Origin of the sequence: Capnocytophaga sp. oral taxon 332 str. F0381, assembly GCF_000318275.2 — a bacterium.
In the GTDB taxonomy this organism is placed as follows: domain Bacteria; phylum Bacteroidota; class Bacteroidia; order Flavobacteriales; family Flavobacteriaceae; genus Capnocytophaga; species Capnocytophaga bilenii.
In genome coordinates, this window is the sequence record NZ_KB291347.1 from 123,006 (window position 1) to 141,218 (window position 18,213).

An 18,213-nucleotide genomic window follows, 5' to 3' on the forward strand; every position below is an offset into this window, starting at 1 on the left:
GCGCAGCGGAGTATGTGTTAAGGGGGGATGTTTAAGAGTTTGCCAAAGTGTGTGACATACAAAAGAGGCTTTACCAAAGTATGTAATACAAAAAAATCTGTCCGAAAAGTTTCCTCAACCTTTCGGACAGATTTTTTTAACTAATTTCCTAATTCCAAACTCTTAAAATAACAGTGGTATAACAAATAGCGCTACAATAGCCGCTATAATACCATATACAAACATCGGTACGGCAGTAGTCTTGATAATCTTTCCTTCAGCCTTATCAATTCCCAATACCGAGCATACTGCGATAATATTATTGATACAAACCATATTACCCATAGCACCCCCTACCGATTGAAGAGCCAAAATAAGCGGTACCGATAAGCCCGAAGCCATTGCTACCGAGTATTGTACCCCGCCAAAAGTAAGGTTCGATACCGTATTAGAACCCGAGAAAAACGCTCCTATAGCCCCTAAATACGAAGCAAATACCGTCCAATATTCACCAGTAGCGTTTGCCAATCCGTGTCCAATAATCTGTACCATCGAGTTTTCGCCTCCTATAAGCATCACATTCACCATTATTAAGGCACCCACCAAAGCCAAAAACGGCTTTTGTACCTGTTTAAAAGTAGCCGAAAACAAACTACTTGATTGTTTAAATGACAGTGAAAAAACAGGAATAGCAATAAGCACCGTAATTACAAAAGGAATCAAAGCAGGCACGTATAGCAACTTGTAGCTCGCACTTTCAGTAGTCGTAAAAATATCACTAAGCGAGAAGATAAGCCCCTTGCTTAGGTGAAAATTACCCAAGCCGCCAAGGTTCAGACTGAAAAGCTCCGATGAATCATTAAGCATCGCTTTAAAAGGCAATTGTTTAATACGAGTGATAGCCAGCATAAGAATAAGCGAAGCCGTAGGGAAAAGATCTTTTAGCAATAGCGGTGTGCTTACTTTCTCGTGATGCATACTGCCTTCGTGGGTTTCAGTATTCTTAGATAAGCCAATACCAGCACTTGCCAAACCTACCGAGATAAACAACCCTATAGCACCTCCCACCAAAGAAGGAAACTCGTAGTTAAACCACGCTATAGCCACATAAGGAACGGTACAAGATAGAATACTAAGGATTATAAAAAGAAGATTTTGGCGTATTTGTTTCCAGCTTACAATTACTTTGAGTGCCAAAATAGGCACTACAAACGCCGCTATAAAGTGAATAACAGCCGTAATCTGTCCTATTTCAGAAAGTTGTGCATCGTTGATGTCCCCTTTGTTGATAAGTGTCCCAAAACCAAACCAAGTAGGAGTACCTACGGCTCCAAATGATACGGGTACCGAGTTCATTATCAAAGCAAGTATCGCAACCTGCAATGGGCGAAACCCTAACCCTACCAATAAAGGTGCTGCAATAGCAGCAGGAGTACCAAATCCGCTGGCTCCCTCAATCATAAAAGCAAATGCCCAGCCTATGATCATCAGTTGGGCTACTGGGTTCGGACTGATATTACCCAGCCAACGGCGCATCACATCCATAGCCCCCGACATTTCCATCATTCGGTTGAATAAAACGGCACCAAAAATTACGGTGATAGGAGTCATTACTGATATTAATGCCGAAACAACGTTTGCGTTTAGCGTCAATAAATCACCATTAAAATAAAAATACTGAATAGCATAAACCAATGCTGCTATAAGTGGTAATGCTATATATGAAGGCAAGGCGTTGCGCTTTACCATCAAATAAATAAGAAGTACAATAGGTAGTACACTAAGAATTAAAGCCATAGTACATTTTTAATTTTTTCTTTTCAGGGCGCAAAAATAATACTTTTTTAATAAAATGCAATCATAACGAAAGAAAAAATATCAAAAACAAAGAAGTTTATTTTTTCACCATCCTTGCTCCGAAGAAAAAGAGCAGGAGCACAACAATACCCATCATCCACCATAACAATGTGTTAGCTTCTTTTTGGTCGTCATTGGGGGTACTTTTTTTATTACTATCAGGCTTTGTTTTTTGTGTTGAAGTAAGAGTGCCAAAACTTACGTTTGTAAGCTGTTTCGGAATATCTTTTGTAAAATAGGTGATATCATAAGTAGGTGCGTAATCATTAGCTTTGCCAAAAGCCAAGTAATAACGATACCCCTCGCCCGCAAAGCGTGCCGTAAGGGTATAAGGCAGAGCATACACCGCCACGCCTTTTATGGGCAACGGCTGGTTGTCGGCATTAGCAATCTCTATTTGTAGTGTTTTTACAATTTCGGGATTAAAATAAAGGGCATTAGAGGTTCTTGAGCTCAGTACTCCTGTGCCCAAAAGCTGATAATTATCAGCGAGAACTTTCATATAGCGGTAATAGTCGTAATTAGCTTCCACCGCAACCGATATTTTTGACAAGCGCATCGCTTCAGGAAGCTGTATGCGCAATATCGTTCTTTTTAGAGTATCCTCATTGCGCTCAAAATCTACTTCTTTTCTTACCGAAGTACTATCCACAAAGCCTGTCCGTTTATTGGTAAGGATATAATTGTTGCGGTCTATTATATAAGGTATCTCAATAGTATCAACTGCCGATACACCATAGATGCGCAAATCGTCATAGTCGCTTTTTAGCTTCCCAAAGACAGCTTCGGGCACTACTACTTTGTGCCATTGTTGCGCTCCTACGCCTGTTATTTCCTGCTGATAATCATAAGAAAAAAGCTGCCCGTAGGCAGTAGTGCCTACAAGCAGCCATAGTATGTACAATAATGATTTCTTCAAATTCATCAGCGTTAAAAGCTAAGGGTTATTTGTTTTGAGCATCAATTACCGCAAGGGTAGCAAGATTTACCATCTCTTCAGCGGTAGAACCTAGCGTACAGATATATATAGATTTAGAAAGTCCCAATATTACAGGACCTATAGTATCTAAGTGCTGTGTTTCTTTCACCACTTTATAGGTAATATTGGCAGCTTCCAAGTTCGGAAAGATAAGCACATTTGCCCCTTTGCCATTGTTTAGCTTAGAGAAAGGATAATTTTTAGCCAATTTGTCAGGATTGATAGCAAAGTCAGCTTGTATTTCACCATCTACTACCAATTCAGGGTGGTTTTTATGCAAGTAAGCCACTGCTTCACGCACTTTTAGAGTACTTTCCGAAGTCGCCGAACCAAAATTAGAGTATGACAACATCGCTACCGAAGGCTCCTGACCAAATATCTGTACAGATTTTGCGGTAAGCAATGCAATATTAGCCAATTCAGTTGCCGAAGGGTTGATGTTGATAGTCGCATCCGAAAGGAATAGAGGACCCTGTTTGGTGAGCATAATGCTCGCAGCCGCTATACGATTTACCCCTGCTTCTTTAGGGATAATTTCCAGTACAGGCTTAATAGCGTTAGGGTAGGAGTGTGAATAACCTGTAATCATACCATCTGCCTGACCTGTATACACCAGCATCGTACCAAAATAATTGCGTTCCAGCATCTGGTGTTCTGCCACTAATTGTGTGATACCTCTTCTTTCGCGCAGTTTTAAGTATTGCTGTGCAAAAGCATCACGGCGTTCTTTTTCGTTATCGCATTTAGGGTCTATAATTTCCACTTCGCCTGTAAAGCCTATTTCTTCTTTTAGAGCAGTAATCACATCTTTGCGCCCTAATAGTATAGGAATAGCAATGCGGTCTTCGTACACTCGTTGCGCAGCTTTTAGCACTTCCAATTGGTCTGCTTCCGCAAAAACAATACGTTTAGGATTGCGTTTAGCACGATCTTGCAGCAAGCGTATTTCTTTGCTGCCCACCCCTATGCGTTCCATAAGTTCCACTTTGTAGGCTTCCCAGTCTGTAATAGGTTTTTGGGCTACGCCTGTAGCGATAGCCGCTTGGGCTATTGCAGGGGGTACTTCGTGTATAAGGCGAGGGTCAAAAGGTTTAGGGATAATGTAGTTTTTGCCAAATACGAGGTTTTCGCCCCCGTATACTAAGCTCACTTGCTGTGGCACAGGCTTTTTAGCGAGTTCCGCAATAGCTCGTACGGCAGCCAACTTCATCTCCTCGTTTATTTTTGTAGCACGCACGTCCAGCGCCCCACGGAATATATACGGAAATCCTAATACGTTATTCACCTGATTAGGATAATCCGAACGACCTGTAGCCATAATGATATCCTCACGGGTGCTTATTGCTAGGTTGTAATCTATTTCTGGGGTAGGGTTTGCCATTGCAAATACAATAGCATCTTTAGCCATCGAAAGCAACATTGCAGGGGTAAGCACATCACCTTTAGATAAGCCGATGAATACATCAGCCCCTTTCACAGCCTCTTCCAGTGTATGTACATCGCGGTCTGTCGCAAATTCAGCTTTTTGGGCAGTGAGGTTTGCCGCATCTTTCCTGATGACCCCCTTGCTGTCGCACATCACAATATTACGAGGGTCAGCACCCAAAGCCACGTACAAGCGTGTGCAAGAGATAGCCGCAGCACCCGCACCATTCACCACAATGCTCACCTTGCTAATATCTTTACCCACAATCTCCAGCGCATTAATAAGCGCAGCTGCCGATATGATAGCCGTACCGTGTTGGTCATCGTGCATCACAGGTATATCAAGTTCCTCCTTCAGGCGGCGTTCAATCTCAAAAGCCTCAGGAGCTTTAATATCCTCAAGGTTTATTCCCCCAAAAGTAGGCGCAATTGCCTTTACCGTGTCTATAAATTTGTCTACATCGGTAGCATCTACTTCTATATCAAATACATCAATACCTGCAAATATTTTAAATAGCAATCCCTTGCCCTCCATTACAGGTTTTGAAGCGTCAGCCCCTATGTCGCCAAGCCCTAGTACAGCAGTACCGTTAGAGATTACTGCCACCAAGTTACTTTTAGCGGTATATTTGTAAGCGTTGCTTTTATCAGCTGCTATGGCAAGGCAAGGCTCTGCCACACCAGGCGAGTATGCCAATGCCAAATCGTGTTGTGTTGCGTGTTTTTTAGTCGGTACAATGGCTATTTTACCAGGTTGTGGAAACTCGTGGTAATGTAAAGCCTCTTCTTTTTTGCGTGTATCCATTTTTTTTCAAAAATTGGTTATAATAATTATTCAGGCGGCAAAGTTACGAAACTATTAACAAATTCAAAATCCAAAATTCAAAATCCAAAATTCAAAATTCAAAATTCAAAATTCAAAATCCAGCCCCCATAATTCAAAATTCAGAATTCATAATTAATAATTCATCCAAGTATTCCCTGCTGTTAGATAAGCGTGGCACTTTGTTCTGTCCGCCCAGTTTTCCTTTCTCTTTCAGCCATTTGTGAAACAGTTCAGGGCGCGCAATATGCACTTTTAGCATATTCAGCGTCATATTGTTATAACGCTTAGCCTCATAGTCCGAATTTAGCTTTTGTAGTTCGCTATCTAATAGCTCGGCAAACTTGTCGATGTCTTTCGGAGGCTTGCCAAACTCTATTAGCCACTCGTGCCCCCCTTTTTCTTTGTCTTGCATAAAAATAGGTGCTACTGTATAGTCGCTAATACTACTTTGGGTAGCAGTACAAGCCTTTTTCAGAGCCTGTTCCGCATTTTCTACGATTAATTCTTCACCAAAAACATTGATAAAATGCTTCGTCCTGCCCGTAATTTTGATGCGATAAGGCGACAGCGAGGTAAAACGCACCGTATCACCTATAATGTAGCGCCACAAGCCCGCATTGGTACTAATCACCATCGCATAGTTTTTGCCCAATTCCACTTCGCTCAGCGGAATTGCTTTTTCTTCCGAAGTACCAAAAACATCCATCGGTATAAATTCGTAAAAAATACCGTAATCAAGCATCAGCAACATCTCGTCCGATTCGTTGCGGTCTTGTATAGCAAAAAAACCTTCCGAAGCATTATAAGTTTCATAATACCGAAAAGTTTCCGAAGGAATTAGGCTGTGATATTGTTCTTTGTAAGGAATAAAGCTCACCCCACCGTGAAAATAAACCTCCAAGTTAGGCCACAATTCCAAAAGATGCCTTTTTTGGGTGGTTTCCAATAAGCGGTTTAGCAATACAAGCATCCACGAAGGAACGCCCACAAGGCTCGTTACATTTTCGTCTTTAGCCTCGTTTATAATCGCTTTCATTTTGCTTTCCCACTCACTCATTTGTGATGTTTTGTTGCTTGGTGTACAGCTCCATTCAGCCCAAAAAGGAAGATTTTCTATCAGTATTGCCGATAAATCACCAAAATAAGTACCATTTTGCTCATATAGTTGCTTGCTACCCCCCAATCGCAAACTTTTGCCCTTAAACAATCCCGAATCCTCGTTGTTGTTCAAGTACATACAAAGCATATCTTTCCCCGATTTGTAGTGGCAATCACGCAAAGCCTCCTCGCTTACAGGTATAAATTTACTCTTAGCGTTGGTAGTACCGCTACTCTTGGCAAACCATTTTATAGGGCTGTGCCAAAATATGTTGCGTTCACCGCGCCTTGCTCGTTCTATATAAGGCTCAAAGGCTTCATAAGTTGTCAAAGGCACTCGCTGGGCAAATTGTTCGTAATTCTTGATTTCTGAAAAGTGATATTGCTTGCCCAATTCCGTATTTTGGGCAGCACTTATAAGGGAAGATAATACGCGCTCTTGTACTTTTTCGGGGTCTAATACAAACTCTTGTATTTGGCTAATGCGGCGTTTTAAAAACCACGATGTAATGGTATTAAGCATTTAAAATACTAATGATTAGGATTAATGATGAATTATTAATGAAAAATCGCACAAAGATAATAAAAGTTTTTTAATAAGCAAAAAAATAAAACTGCCCAGTGCACATTATTTCATTGCCTTAGTATCAAAATTGTAAATCGCTGTAGTAGCTTATCATTAGCTGGTAGTCTTTGCCGAATTTGCTCAGGATACCCGTTACCCTCACTTTGCCTGCGGGTACTTTTTCGTCTTTAAATAGGGCACTATTGCTGGTGCGCAACAGCAAGCTCTTGCCATTGCTATCTATCAGCTTGTAATTAGTGCCGGCACCGCTCTTTTTGTTACTCACGTAAAACGACTTGCCCACCGCTCTTGCCTCAAATTGCACGTTTTTAATGCCGAGCAATTTGCCCACATCAGCATCGCTCACTTCTAGTGAATTTAAAGTTGTAGTTAGTTGGGCTACAGTCTTTTTTTCGCCCAGCGCAAAGAGGTGTTTCTCTACAAGGGCTTTGGGCATATAGCCCACACTTTGGTAACCTTTCTTGCTTTTATAGGTGTCATAACCTATTGTTATAACAGCGTTATTCAGCTGAAAGCTCAGGTCTTTTAATAGAACTCGTACTTTGCTACCCAGCGGAAATTGAGTGTAAATACCCTCATCGGCAAGGGCTATAACAATGCCTTGTGTATTGTCAGCATTTTGCAAATATAGCTTTTTGGTGATGTTCCTACCCTCATCGCTGGATATTACATAGCCTTCCACCGCTTCATCATCGGTATAAGTAGCTATTGATGAGGAAGTTTTGGCTTTTAGCTGCGCAAAACTGATGATAGAACCTGTATATTCGGGCACAGGAGCGGTAATATCAGGTATTTGGTAGTCATCGTTCTTTACGCAAGCACTTATCGTTAAGCCCAAAAAGCATATAAGTAATAATTTTAGTTGCATTATTGTATTGGTTATAAGGTTACTGATAGGTTTGCCATATAAGTACGCCCATAGCCTATAAAGTAGCGGTTGCCAAAGGAAGGCGTCTGTTGGGCGTTGTCCTGCACCATCTTTTTGTAGTTGGCAGTACGGGCTTGTTCAAAACCACCTGCTAAAAACGAGCGGTCAAAAAGATTGTTGATGCTAAGCATTAGGTAGGTATACGTTTTCTTAAATCGCCACGATTTGCCCACAAGTGCATTGATTGTCATCACATTGGCTAATGACTCTTGTGCCAATAGCTTTCGGGCTAAAGAGCGGTCTATATTATCAAAAGGGCGATGAGTAGCGGGGTCTATAAAAAACTGAGATGTGCGATTCAATGCCGATAAAGCAACGTAGTTGTTAGCGAGATAGTTGGCGGTAGCACTTATCCACCAATTACTCTTGGGGCTGCGGTATTCGGCACCAAAGGCATAAGCCTGCTGTGCGCCATTAGGCAGGTGGTAGTTCTTTAGCCATACTTTGTCTATCGTCTTATTCACCCCAGCCGATGTAATGTGTAATGAAGGATTGTTGCTGTAGATGTGTTGCCCTATTGCTGCCACTACCGATACTTTTACGGTAGGCAATAGCATCGCTTCGGCACCTATTTCTATCCCTAAGTGTTGTTTTTGTATTCCTTGAATGGTTTGCGCTACAAAGTCGCGGTCTATTTCATCAGTCAGAGCAGCTTCGGTATAGAAAAAGTTGTTTTCCGAAGCGTTTTCTATGGTAGTGAAGTATGCCGTAGCCCGCCCTGTAAGTTTCGGTAAGCGTACCAAATAGCTCACATCGGCAGTATAGGCACTTTCAGATTTTATATGGGGTAATAAGCCGTTAGAGTTTCGCACATTGTTATAGAGGTTGCGAAGAGGTTGGGGGGTACTGAAATAACCCGTGTTTAGCTGCAATAACTGCCTGCCCGTAAAGGCATAAGTAGCCCCCGCTTTTAGGCTTATGCCTTTTTGCGTAATAAGGCTGCCTTTGCCATAGCTATCAGGGTAAGAAGGATTCGCAAAATTACCCTCACGCTGCGTTTGAGTGTCAAAGTAACGCACTGCGGCAAATAGGTCTAATTTGCCCAATTTGCTTTCCCATTGCGCAAAGCCTTCCGCTATATGGCTGCGAAGGTTGTAATCGTAGTTCCATTTTTCGCCCACTCCCTTGCGAAGATTCTTGTCAAGAATATTGTAAGGAGTATGCTCAAAATAATCATAGTTCATAAAAAATTGCCCGCCCAATAGATCTTCTACCAAAGCGTAGTTACCAGAATGAATATTGCGATACACTATTCCCGACGAAAACTTCGTATGGCTGTTAATAGTTGTGTTGTAACTCACATTTACAGTGAAGGTACGCTCTCTCATTACATCATTACTTACTATAAATGAGCTACGCCCATCGGTAGTATTTTTATTGGCACGATATAGTGCCACCCAGTCCAATTGCGAATGACTCAAAAAGTAATTTCTTTGCTCATTAGCCATTGCCCAATTAGCACCATTAGCGTTGTTGATGTAATAACTCGGTAACAACTTGTAGTAGTTAGGTTCAGGGTTGGTGGCATTGGCATAGCTAATGCGTGTATTGCCAATTTCGCCAAACTGATAGCCTAAATCTATATTCAGGCGGGCATCTTCTTTTTCATAGATATATGATAGTACAAAAATAGGTTCCGAAACAATACGATTGTGTGAGTTGCGCATCACACCCCTTTGGGTTCCCCAGTAAGGATTGTATCGGTATCCTACCAAATCAATTACCTCGCGGGTCAGCGGTGATGTTTTACCCCTATTTACAGGCGAAAACAAACCTATAAAATTAAAACTATGCGCTGCGGTAGGCTGATATTCCACAGCAGCACCAAAAGCATAAGCATTGTAGTGCGTACCTTCAGCCCAGCTACTATTGGCTGCCCAGCGGCGTGATGCCGATAAGCTATATGCCCATCCGTTGCGCAATAAGCCCGAATGGTAGGTAACCATCAGCCGCCCTGCATAGCTGCGGTTGCTTACAGAGGAGGTAAGGCGTATGCCTGCCCTGTTTTGCGAAGCGCGCACACCTATATAGTTACTGCCATTCATACCCCCAAAACTATGGTTTGATTTTTCTAAACCGTTGCACACCTCTTGGTTGCGCGTTAGGTCGTTCAGTCCGCTCCAGTTAGCCCATAGAGGGCGTCCGTTTTCTAAGCGGTTCATAGGGATACCATTCAGCAACACGTTCACCTCTTTAGAATCGTAACCACGTTGCCTAAAAAAAGCCGTACTAAAATCAAAAGCTGCACGCCTTGTAAATACATCTTGCCAGCTATGTAGCAAAGCCCCTGTAACATCAGCTTGGTCGTTGTCCAATTCGTTTTCGGCAATCATTGTGAGCTGTTCTTCTTGCAGGTCATTGCGCAGCATAGCCACTGTGGGTAGTGTAGTAGTAAGTTCGTCATTTATAGAGTATACTTCTTCGTGCGGAGTATAGCCTTGCAGGGTGAAGAGAAGGAGAAAATCGCCTGTCGGTAGCCGTAAAGAGTAGTTTCCTTTAGCATCGGTAGTAGTTTGTCGTAGCAGATTTTTTACGGTAATTGTTACTCCTTGCAAAGGGAGTTGTGTTTGTTGGTTAATCACAGTCCCTTCTATCTTCATCATTTTCACCTGCGCCATTGTAGGGAGTGATAGTAGTAGTAATACATAAAGAAAGTTTTTTAGTGGCATAAGTGGTATAATGATTAATGGTTAGATTAATTTTACAAGGCAAAGGTACGAATAATATTCAGCATTTGCAAGAAAAAATGTTTAAAATTCTAACCGCTGAGGTAAAAAAGAAAGAGCTACACTCCCGTGTAGCTCTCCCCCGTCTCTATTATCTGAATATAGAAGATGAAAAAATTATTTTAAAATGTGAATCCAAATCCTGGTACTATATATTCAGGATGGGTTGCACTTTGCAACACGTAAATATTGTAAAAGAAACTATACTTCACTTTAGTATTCTTGATTTTAAAGCCATCAGCTCCTAAATCTTTAAATCGGTTTAGTACAGTAAGGGCTGCAGCTTTTATGCGGGCATTGGCTGGAAGATTCCAGCTACTTCCGTCTACATCTACAGTGCCTGTACCTGTGAAATAGATTTTATTATCACGTACCACATAAGGGCATACTAAATAGATAAATTCGTTACGTCCTGAAAATTTATAAGCTACTTGCAAAGTTACTTCACTTGAAGCTCTATCAATAAACCCGATACCAAAGTTTGAAAAATCAGAAGGGTTGCTTCCTGCTTCTTTCATTACACGTATGTAATTTTCATAGAAGTAGGTAGACATATATTGGTGTTCAAAGAAATATGAGTTGCATATCCAAGCCAGTACAGGCCCCACAGAAAAATCTTTATAGTCATTACCAAAGAAAGAATCGGGCGGGCTTACACGATAGAGTAGTTTTACAGTTACACCACCATTGGTTGCTTTATAGCTAGGGGGAGTGGTAGAGGTGTCTTTGGTAAGCTTGGTAAATTCTTTTCCTTGGAAGGTAACGGCAGGTTTGAACACTAAACCATCTTCAAGAAGTGATGCACCTGCGGTTATTACTTCTTTTCTAGGGTCGTCTAAGCTGGTAAAGCTTACTTTGCGATAGCGAGACGAACCTATAGAGTAGTTTTCGGTACCTTCAGGACCTGTTACTTCTACTGCATAGTGAAAGCGGTCTACCATTATATCTACAAAGTTATCCCATTTGCTACCTATATTTGCCCATTCTTCAGGGGTAGCTTTTTCAAAATAAACGAACTGCTCAGTAGCCGAGCGTTGGGTTTTGAATTTTAGCTTATCACCTTCTTTCCCGTAGTAAAGGAATTCAAATTCACCAAAAAGACCTTTCCCGCGCAATGCTTTGTTTGAGTCGGCAAGAATGTGAAGGTGGTTTTTGCTTACGAAAGATAGCATAGTACCTTGTCCTAATAATATTTGGTATTGGCTAGTGGTTACAGAGCTGGTACCATTTTCAAGGTTTATGTCAGACGACATTTGCACAAGCCCGTCATTAGTAAATTTCATTAGGACATTGTATCCCCCAAAGTATTCGGTATTGGTGAAATAGGTAAGTCGCCAGCCGTTGGGGGCAGAGGTGAGCTCGTGGCGCAGTTCGGCTTGTTTGTCTTCAAAACGCTGCGATGCGTTCTTGCCAAACAAGTCCTCTGGCTCGTTCTTTTGGCATGAGGTAAGTGCCAAGCTCGCTAAAAGGGTTATTAATAAAAACTTTCTCATTGTTCTGTCTTTTTTAAGTTATATATGCACTAAAGGGTCTATCGCAAAGCAGCTATCATTTTATCTTCTACTTTAGCTTGTAGCTCATAGATGTCTATATTCCATTTTTTCTTGAAATAATCTGCTACAAAAGCTTCTTTACGGCGTATAGCAGCTTTACCTGTAGCACTGCTAATAGCATCTACGCGTGCATCCCAAGCAGCACGTGAGCCGCTTAGCATTCCCGAGGTGATTTCAGCAAAGTCTTCTTTGTCATTAAGCATAGAGTAGGGGGTGATAAATCCCGCTTCGTTAGCTTCGGCAGTAGATACGTTGTACCAAGTACTAATGTATCCATCTGGGGTAATCTTTGCAAATTCAGGGTCGTAAGGTTTCTTTTGATTGATAATGTGGCAATACTCGTGCTGAATAGTGTGAAAGTATTCACGAGTAGCACGCTGATTGCGTTTGTCAAGCAAATCTACCTCAAAAAGCGTAATTTTAAGTCCGCTATCTGCTATCCCCAAGGTACGTGTACCACTGCTGTTGTAGTTATGCCCCCCAATGAGTGCTATCTGGCGGGGTGCTATTTCTTTCACAAAGTTAGGACCTGCAATCTCGGTATAGGCATCTATCCACACACTACGTACAATTTCCAACAAAGGGCGTACTTTGCTTTCGGTAGGGGGGTATAAGTAACGGCTGTTATCAAAGTCAGAATCTACGTATCTGTAAGTTACACTAATATTGTAAGGGCGTGTGAAAGTAGCGTCAATATATTCGTCAAGAGCGGTACGAGCTACAGTACTCTCTTTAAGCACACTTTCGGGGTTAAGTGTCTCTTTATCGTTACAAGCTGTCAGCACAAGGGCTGCAAGGCTCATTATTAGGCTTTTCTTTTTCATAGTGCTTTATATTTATTATCGTGGGTTAGGAGCTACACCTGCGTTAGTAGCATCTATAGGTATTTGCAATTCACGGCGTTTGTCGTCTTTGTTTAGTACATACACATTACCCGCGCTACCTGCTTTGTGTTCTATGGTCATTCCAAGGCGTTTGTTATCAAACCAGCGTAACCCTTCAAATACAAATACCATACGGCGAATATCCATCACACATTGTAACAGCTCACGTCTTTCTTCAGTAAGTTGGCTTTCGTAGTAAGGGTGAAAAGCATCTCCTTGGTCGCCATAACCTTCGCGCACTTCAGATTCGGTAACCGCAAAATCATCAGGAATGGTTTGGCGTGTTTTTTTACGCATAAAGGTTATGAAATCGTCTAAGAATTTTTGCTTTTGGTCTGTCATTACATAAGCCTCTAAGCGGTTTAGGAACGCTTCGTCATAAGTAAGTGCAGCCACCATATTATATCGTTCGCCTATACCTATAGATACGTTTTCGTATTTAAAGTATTCTTGAAACTTAGGTATATTCTTGTAATCGTCATTACCGTAGAAAGTATAAGCCCAAGTAGCAGGATAGCCCATTTTTCGTAGTGGCATAGCCGCTGTAATAGCGTCCGAAATTTCTAAGGTAAGCCCGTATTTGTTAGTCGCAAATTCGTAGTTGAACGATGACATTACACTCATTACTAAGGCGTTAGCAGGCTCATCAGCAGCCGAGTATCTAAGTCCTTGCTCGTAGTAGCCCAAGCCGCGTTGCCCTCTTATATCGCGCAATTTAGGAGTAGGATCGCTACCCAAAGCAGCATTAGCGTGAAATATTACCCTGTCCCACTCACCTTTCATTAGGTAAAAACGGCTTGCGAATACGTGTGCCGCTTCGGTAGTGAAGTGGTAGCGAGCTTTTTTGTACTTAGTATTGTCTATCAGTGGCAACCCTTCTTGTAAGTCGCGCTCAATAGCATCGTAATATTCTTTTAATGAGATGCGTTTGTAGCGTTCAAATACGTGAGTTTCAGGAGTAACCACATAAGGCAAGCCAAGGTCGGCAGCAGCGGTACTAGGGTTATAAGGCTTGCACCATAAGAAACCCAGCATAAAGTGGTTGTAAGCACGTGCCACAAGGGCTTCACCCTTTAGGTAGTCAGTATTTCTGCCTCCACCCAGTTTTTTCACTTCTTCCAAAGCCTGATTGGCACTTGCTATCGCTGCCCAAGTCTTCTTCCAAAAGAACGAAGGTGTGTCATACACATTCACATCGTTATTGCTGCGCCAAAAGTACATATCAGCATTCACTTTAGAGTCAGAACCTAAGTTTACCTTATCACCAGCGTTGTCGCTCATCGCCTCGCAAAGACCCATATAGAGACCTTCGGGATAGGCAGAAACCAAGAGTTCTTGCACATCCTCTGCCGAATCCAATTCGGCACGAGGATTAGGCGACTCGTCCAAAAACTTGTCGCAAGAGCTCAGCGTTACAGTCATTGCCGCTGCAGCTATATATGTATATAAATAATTTCTTTTCATTGTCGTTCAGTTTTTAGATGCCAAGATTGATAGTAAAGGTATATTGTGCTGTGATAGGGTAAGCTACCCCGCCTGAACGGAAGAACTCTGGGTCTTGACCGTTTAAGTTTTTATCAGCATAGATAAGGAACGGATTGGCACTTTGCAAGCGCAAGGTTAGGTTGCTTATCTTTAGGTCGTCAAGCACATCTTTAGGGAAGTTGTAGCTTAAGCCTATACTCTTCATACGTACAAACGATCCGTCTACTACGCGAGCATCCGAATAGTTATAAGTGTTGTATACTCGTTGCAAGGTAGATGAGCCCATTTCATATACAGTTCTTCGTGAGGGTATAGAAGGTATTTGCGTTGTAGCTTCTTCTCCTGGGTTCACCCAACGATTCTTCATTTCTCTTGGGAATACACTCAAATCACTATATCCTACTGAATATTCAGGCGATTTACGTATTTTGTTACCTGCTTGCCAAGTGATGAGGAAACTAAGTTCCCAGTTTTTATACTTAAAGGTGTTAGAAAAACCTCCTGTGATGTTAGGTTCTACCCCTCCTTCTTTCTTCAAGTATTCCAAGATACCTTCAGTTTCTTGAAAATCTATACCACTATAGTCGCGAGAACCATCTTTAAGGTTGAATAGCGGTAACCCTTTACCACTAAGCCCTGCAAACTGATAGGAATAAATCGTATTGCGTTGTCCGCCTACTACGTTACCACCCACTTCGCGTATTAGATTGAAGGCATTAGGTGTATAAGTAAGCTTGGTAATCTTTTGGTCAAAGTATGCAAAGTTGAAACCTGTATTCCAGCTAAAGTTAGGGTTCGTTTCATCTTTTACAATGTTACGAGTTTCTATAGCCACTTCCACCCCTTTGGTAACCATCGAAGCGTTGTTAGCCAATTTGATGTGCTCACCACCTATACCCGAAGTACGTACATAGTCTATCAAATCTTTTGAGTTCTTTTGGTACAAGTCAGCCGATAAGTTCGCACGGTTTTTAAACAAGCCAAGTTCAAACCCAAAGTTAGTTTCATATACCTTTTCCCAAGTAAGGTCTGAATTTTGTAGCGCACGTATGTAAATCATACTTTCGCGGTCTTCAGGCAAATAGCGGTTAGTGATATCATTGCCATAGATAGCCACTGCATTACTTGCGTTTGCCAAGCCTGCTATCAAGCCGTAGCTCGCACGTAGCGCAAGGTTAGATATGTATTTGTTTCCGTCTAAGAATTTTTCTTTGTTCGCATTCCAGCGTCCACTCACGTTCCAAGTAGGCAACCAGCGTGATGAACGAGCTTTACCCAATTGGTTACTACCTTCATAGTTAAGCGTTCCCGATAGCACATAGCGGTCGTCATAAGTATAAGCCGCTTGTGAGAAGAAAGCTATACCGCGTTCTTTGTAAAAACTCTTGCCAAAATAAGGCGCATTCTCTTGTATAGTCTTTTGTACAGCACGATAGTCGGTAAAGGCAGTACCTCCTTTTTTAAACTGGTAACCATAACCGTAGAAGAATGAGTTGTCACGATCAGTATGACGGAACTCCTGTCCTAAGAACAAGCGTACATCGTGTACCTTATTAAACAAATTTTTATACTCAAGAGCATTGCGCAAGTAGTAGCTTTGCAAGTTGTTTTCAGTAAGTTTAAAGATACCTCCATTAGCAAGTACTACTTCAGGCAAATTATCAGGGTTTTTAGGATCTTTAAACAAGAAAGGGTTTGCGTTAGCCACTATAGTAGTTTCATTAGCACGATAAGCCCCCACTATGTTTGATTTTTCAGTCATAGTGTGTTCATTGCTACTCTTTACGTGGCGCAATGACCCCAAAAAGTTATATTTTAGCCCTTTAGCCAATTTTATTTCCATATCACCTTGCAACTTATACTCCAGCATATTCACATCCATATAGTTGTTAGCCAGCTCGTGCAAGATGTTCATAGGTGCATAGTTATAACGGTAATACTCCAAGTTACCATTCTCGTCATAAGGGCGAAGCGTACGGCTGGTGTTAAGCGCATAGCTAAATGGATTGATGTCAAAATCACGCTCATAACCACCATTTACAGGGTTTGAAGTACGGTTGTAAGTACCAGGTGCTTTTTGCGCACGCAATGACCCCTGTGCCAAGATACCCAATTTTACCTTGCTTGATAAGTCGTAAGACGATTTAATGTTACCTGTTACACGATGCACACGGTCAGCTATACTCCATCCTGGGTCTACGTAAAAACCTAATGAACCATAAGTACTAGAGTTTTCACTACCCCCTGAAAGGCTCACAGTATGGTTTTGTGTAAGCGAAGGGCGGAACAAAGTTTTAAACCAGTCAGTATTAGCATATTCGTATTTGCGTAAGAAAGCAAGTTTAGCGCGTTCTGTATTTTCAAGCCCAAATCTACCAGTATTAGGGTCGTAACTATCTATAGCACGATACATCATATTATATACCCCACCATAACGAGCTTGAGTGTGTGATGATAGTGCAAAATACCCTTTTTGCTCCAACTCACGGTATACCGACATTGTTTCTTGAGAGTTCATTATATCAAATTGGCTGTAAGTAGGCACCATTCGTACCGACTCTTCCAATTGGTAGTTCAATTTAGTAGGCACATTGCGTTTGCCTCCTTTAGTAGTGATGATTACCGCACCGTTTAGCGCACGAGCACCATATAGTGATAGTGCCGAAGCATCTTTCAAGATTTCGATGCTTTCAATATCATTAGCATTAAGCCCTGATATCGCCGAACTCACCAAAGTAGAAGCGTCACCCGAAGCCAATTGCTCAAAGCTCAAGTTTACCACCTCTTCTTGTACAGCTCCATCCACTACCCATAGCGGTTTGGTATCACCAAAGATAGATGAACCACCACGTATGGTGATTTTAGGCGAAGTACCAAATGTACCCGAAATGTTCTGTACATTCACCCCTGCAGCACGTCCTTCAATCATACGACCTACGTCCACCAAACCATCAATCTTAATTTCCTCAGCTTTCAAGGTTTGTACAGCCCCAGTAAGCTTTTGCTTGTCAATAGTTTGATAACCTGTAGCTACTACATCTACCCCATCAATTTGAGTTACATCATCTTTCAGGGTAACATTAATAACCGTTTGGTTACCAATTTTTTTCTCCACCGAGCGCATACCCAATAGCGAGAACACAAGCACAACGTCCTTGTCATCCGGTACCTTTATGGTATACTTCCCATTAAAGTCGGTAGCTACACCGTGATTCAAGGAGCCTTTTACCACGACAGTGGCAACAGCAAGGGGGTCACCAGTATCATCTTTTACCTCCCCTGTTATGGTACGATAATTCTGCGCATAAGCTCCTCCTACCAGCAGCAGAGACCATAACAAACAATACATAACTTTTTGTTTCATCGCTATTATTATTTATCTATTAACTGCCGCAAAGATTTAAAAAATAATTTATAAAAGCAAATAATTATTACTTTTTTTTCAATCACTACCGCAAAATAGCCAAAAAAACATTTTTGTCTATAGATTTTGATAATAATGCAATGAAAACTATAAATAGTTGAAATTTATATAATATATTTCATTTGAAATATCTATTTTTATCAATCAATATCTTAAAAACGTTATTATATTTTCAATAAAAACAGTTGCAAGGCAGTGCATAATCATAAGATGCTTATAATCACACGATTAGCATAAATATAAACACGTAGATGTTCCTTTTGTGGCACACTTCCACCCTTCTAAAATTTAACATTCATTAACAGCCCTAAATACCCTAAAAATACCCTCAATTCAAAAGAGCGCCTATCACCTCAAAAACTATGCCAATACTATAAAATGTATATAAAATAATGAGCCGTTAGCCTATTGTTCAAAACATACCTTCTCCGAACCTTGAGCGAAGGATGAGCGAAGGATAAGC

At 41.4% G+C, this 18,213-nt stretch carries 10 protein-coding genes; all 10 read right to left on the reverse strand.

Annotated elements, in window-relative coordinates; all coding sequences use genetic code 11:
• Nucleotides 1–162 precede the first annotated feature (162 nt).
• Nucleotides 163–1,776 (reverse strand): L-lactate permease, encoded by a 1,614-nt coding sequence (locus HMPREF9075_RS12415; protein ID WP_009416965.1) that lies wholly within the window; start codon nucleotides 1,774–1,776, stop codon nucleotides 163–165.
• 97 nt (nucleotides 1,777–1,873) lie between these two features.
• Entirely contained in the window at nucleotides 1,874–2,755 is an 882-nt protein-coding gene (locus tag HMPREF9075_RS12420) for a hypothetical protein (protein ID WP_034557802.1), read from the reverse strand.
• Nucleotides 2,756–2,780: 25 nt separating this feature from the next.
• Entirely contained in the window at nucleotides 2,781–5,045 is a 2,265-nt protein-coding gene (locus tag HMPREF9075_RS12425) for an NADP-dependent malic enzyme (RefSeq protein WP_009416967.1), read from the reverse strand.
• Between the two features lie 133 nt (nucleotides 5,046–5,178).
• Complete coding sequence (locus HMPREF9075_RS12430) at nucleotides 5,179–6,687, reverse strand: GH3 auxin-responsive promoter family protein (protein WP_009416968.1); 1,509 nt, start codon at nucleotides 6,685–6,687, stop codon at nucleotides 5,179–5,181.
• Between the two features lie 124 nt (nucleotides 6,688–6,811).
• Nucleotides 6,812–7,618 carry a DUF5689 domain-containing protein gene (locus HMPREF9075_RS12435; protein ID WP_009416969.1) on the reverse strand — a complete coding sequence of 269 codons (807 nt, stop codon included), beginning with the start codon at nucleotides 7,616–7,618 and terminating at the stop codon, nucleotides 6,812–6,814.
• Nucleotides 7,619–7,629: 11 nt separating this feature from the next.
• Nucleotides 7,630–10,347 carry a carboxypeptidase-like regulatory domain-containing protein gene (locus HMPREF9075_RS12440; RefSeq protein ID WP_009416970.1) on the reverse strand — a complete coding sequence of 906 codons (2,718 nt, stop codon included), beginning with the start codon at nucleotides 10,345–10,347 and terminating at the stop codon, nucleotides 7,630–7,632.
• Nucleotides 10,348–10,526: 179 nt separating this feature from the next.
• Nucleotides 10,527–11,897 carry a DUF4302 domain-containing protein gene (locus tag HMPREF9075_RS12445; RefSeq protein WP_009416971.1) on the reverse strand — a complete coding sequence of 457 codons (1,371 nt, stop codon included), beginning with the start codon at nucleotides 11,895–11,897 and terminating at the stop codon, nucleotides 10,527–10,529.
• Nucleotides 11,898–11,935: 38 nt separating this feature from the next.
• Nucleotides 11,936–12,781: a putative zinc-binding metallopeptidase gene (locus HMPREF9075_RS12450; protein WP_009416972.1), complete on the reverse strand. Its 846-nt coding sequence runs from the start codon at nucleotides 12,779–12,781 to the stop codon at nucleotides 11,936–11,938.
• Nucleotides 12,782–12,796: 15 nt separating this feature from the next.
• Entirely contained in the window at nucleotides 12,797–14,305 is a 1,509-nt protein-coding gene (locus HMPREF9075_RS12455) for a RagB/SusD family nutrient uptake outer membrane protein (protein WP_009416973.1), read from the reverse strand.
• 13 nt (nucleotides 14,306–14,318) lie between these two features.
• Nucleotides 14,319–17,690: a SusC/RagA family TonB-linked outer membrane protein gene (locus tag HMPREF9075_RS12460; RefSeq protein ID WP_009416974.1), complete on the reverse strand. Its 3,372-nt coding sequence runs from the start codon at nucleotides 17,688–17,690 to the stop codon at nucleotides 14,319–14,321.
• Between the last annotated feature and the right edge of the window lie 523 nt (nucleotides 17,691–18,213).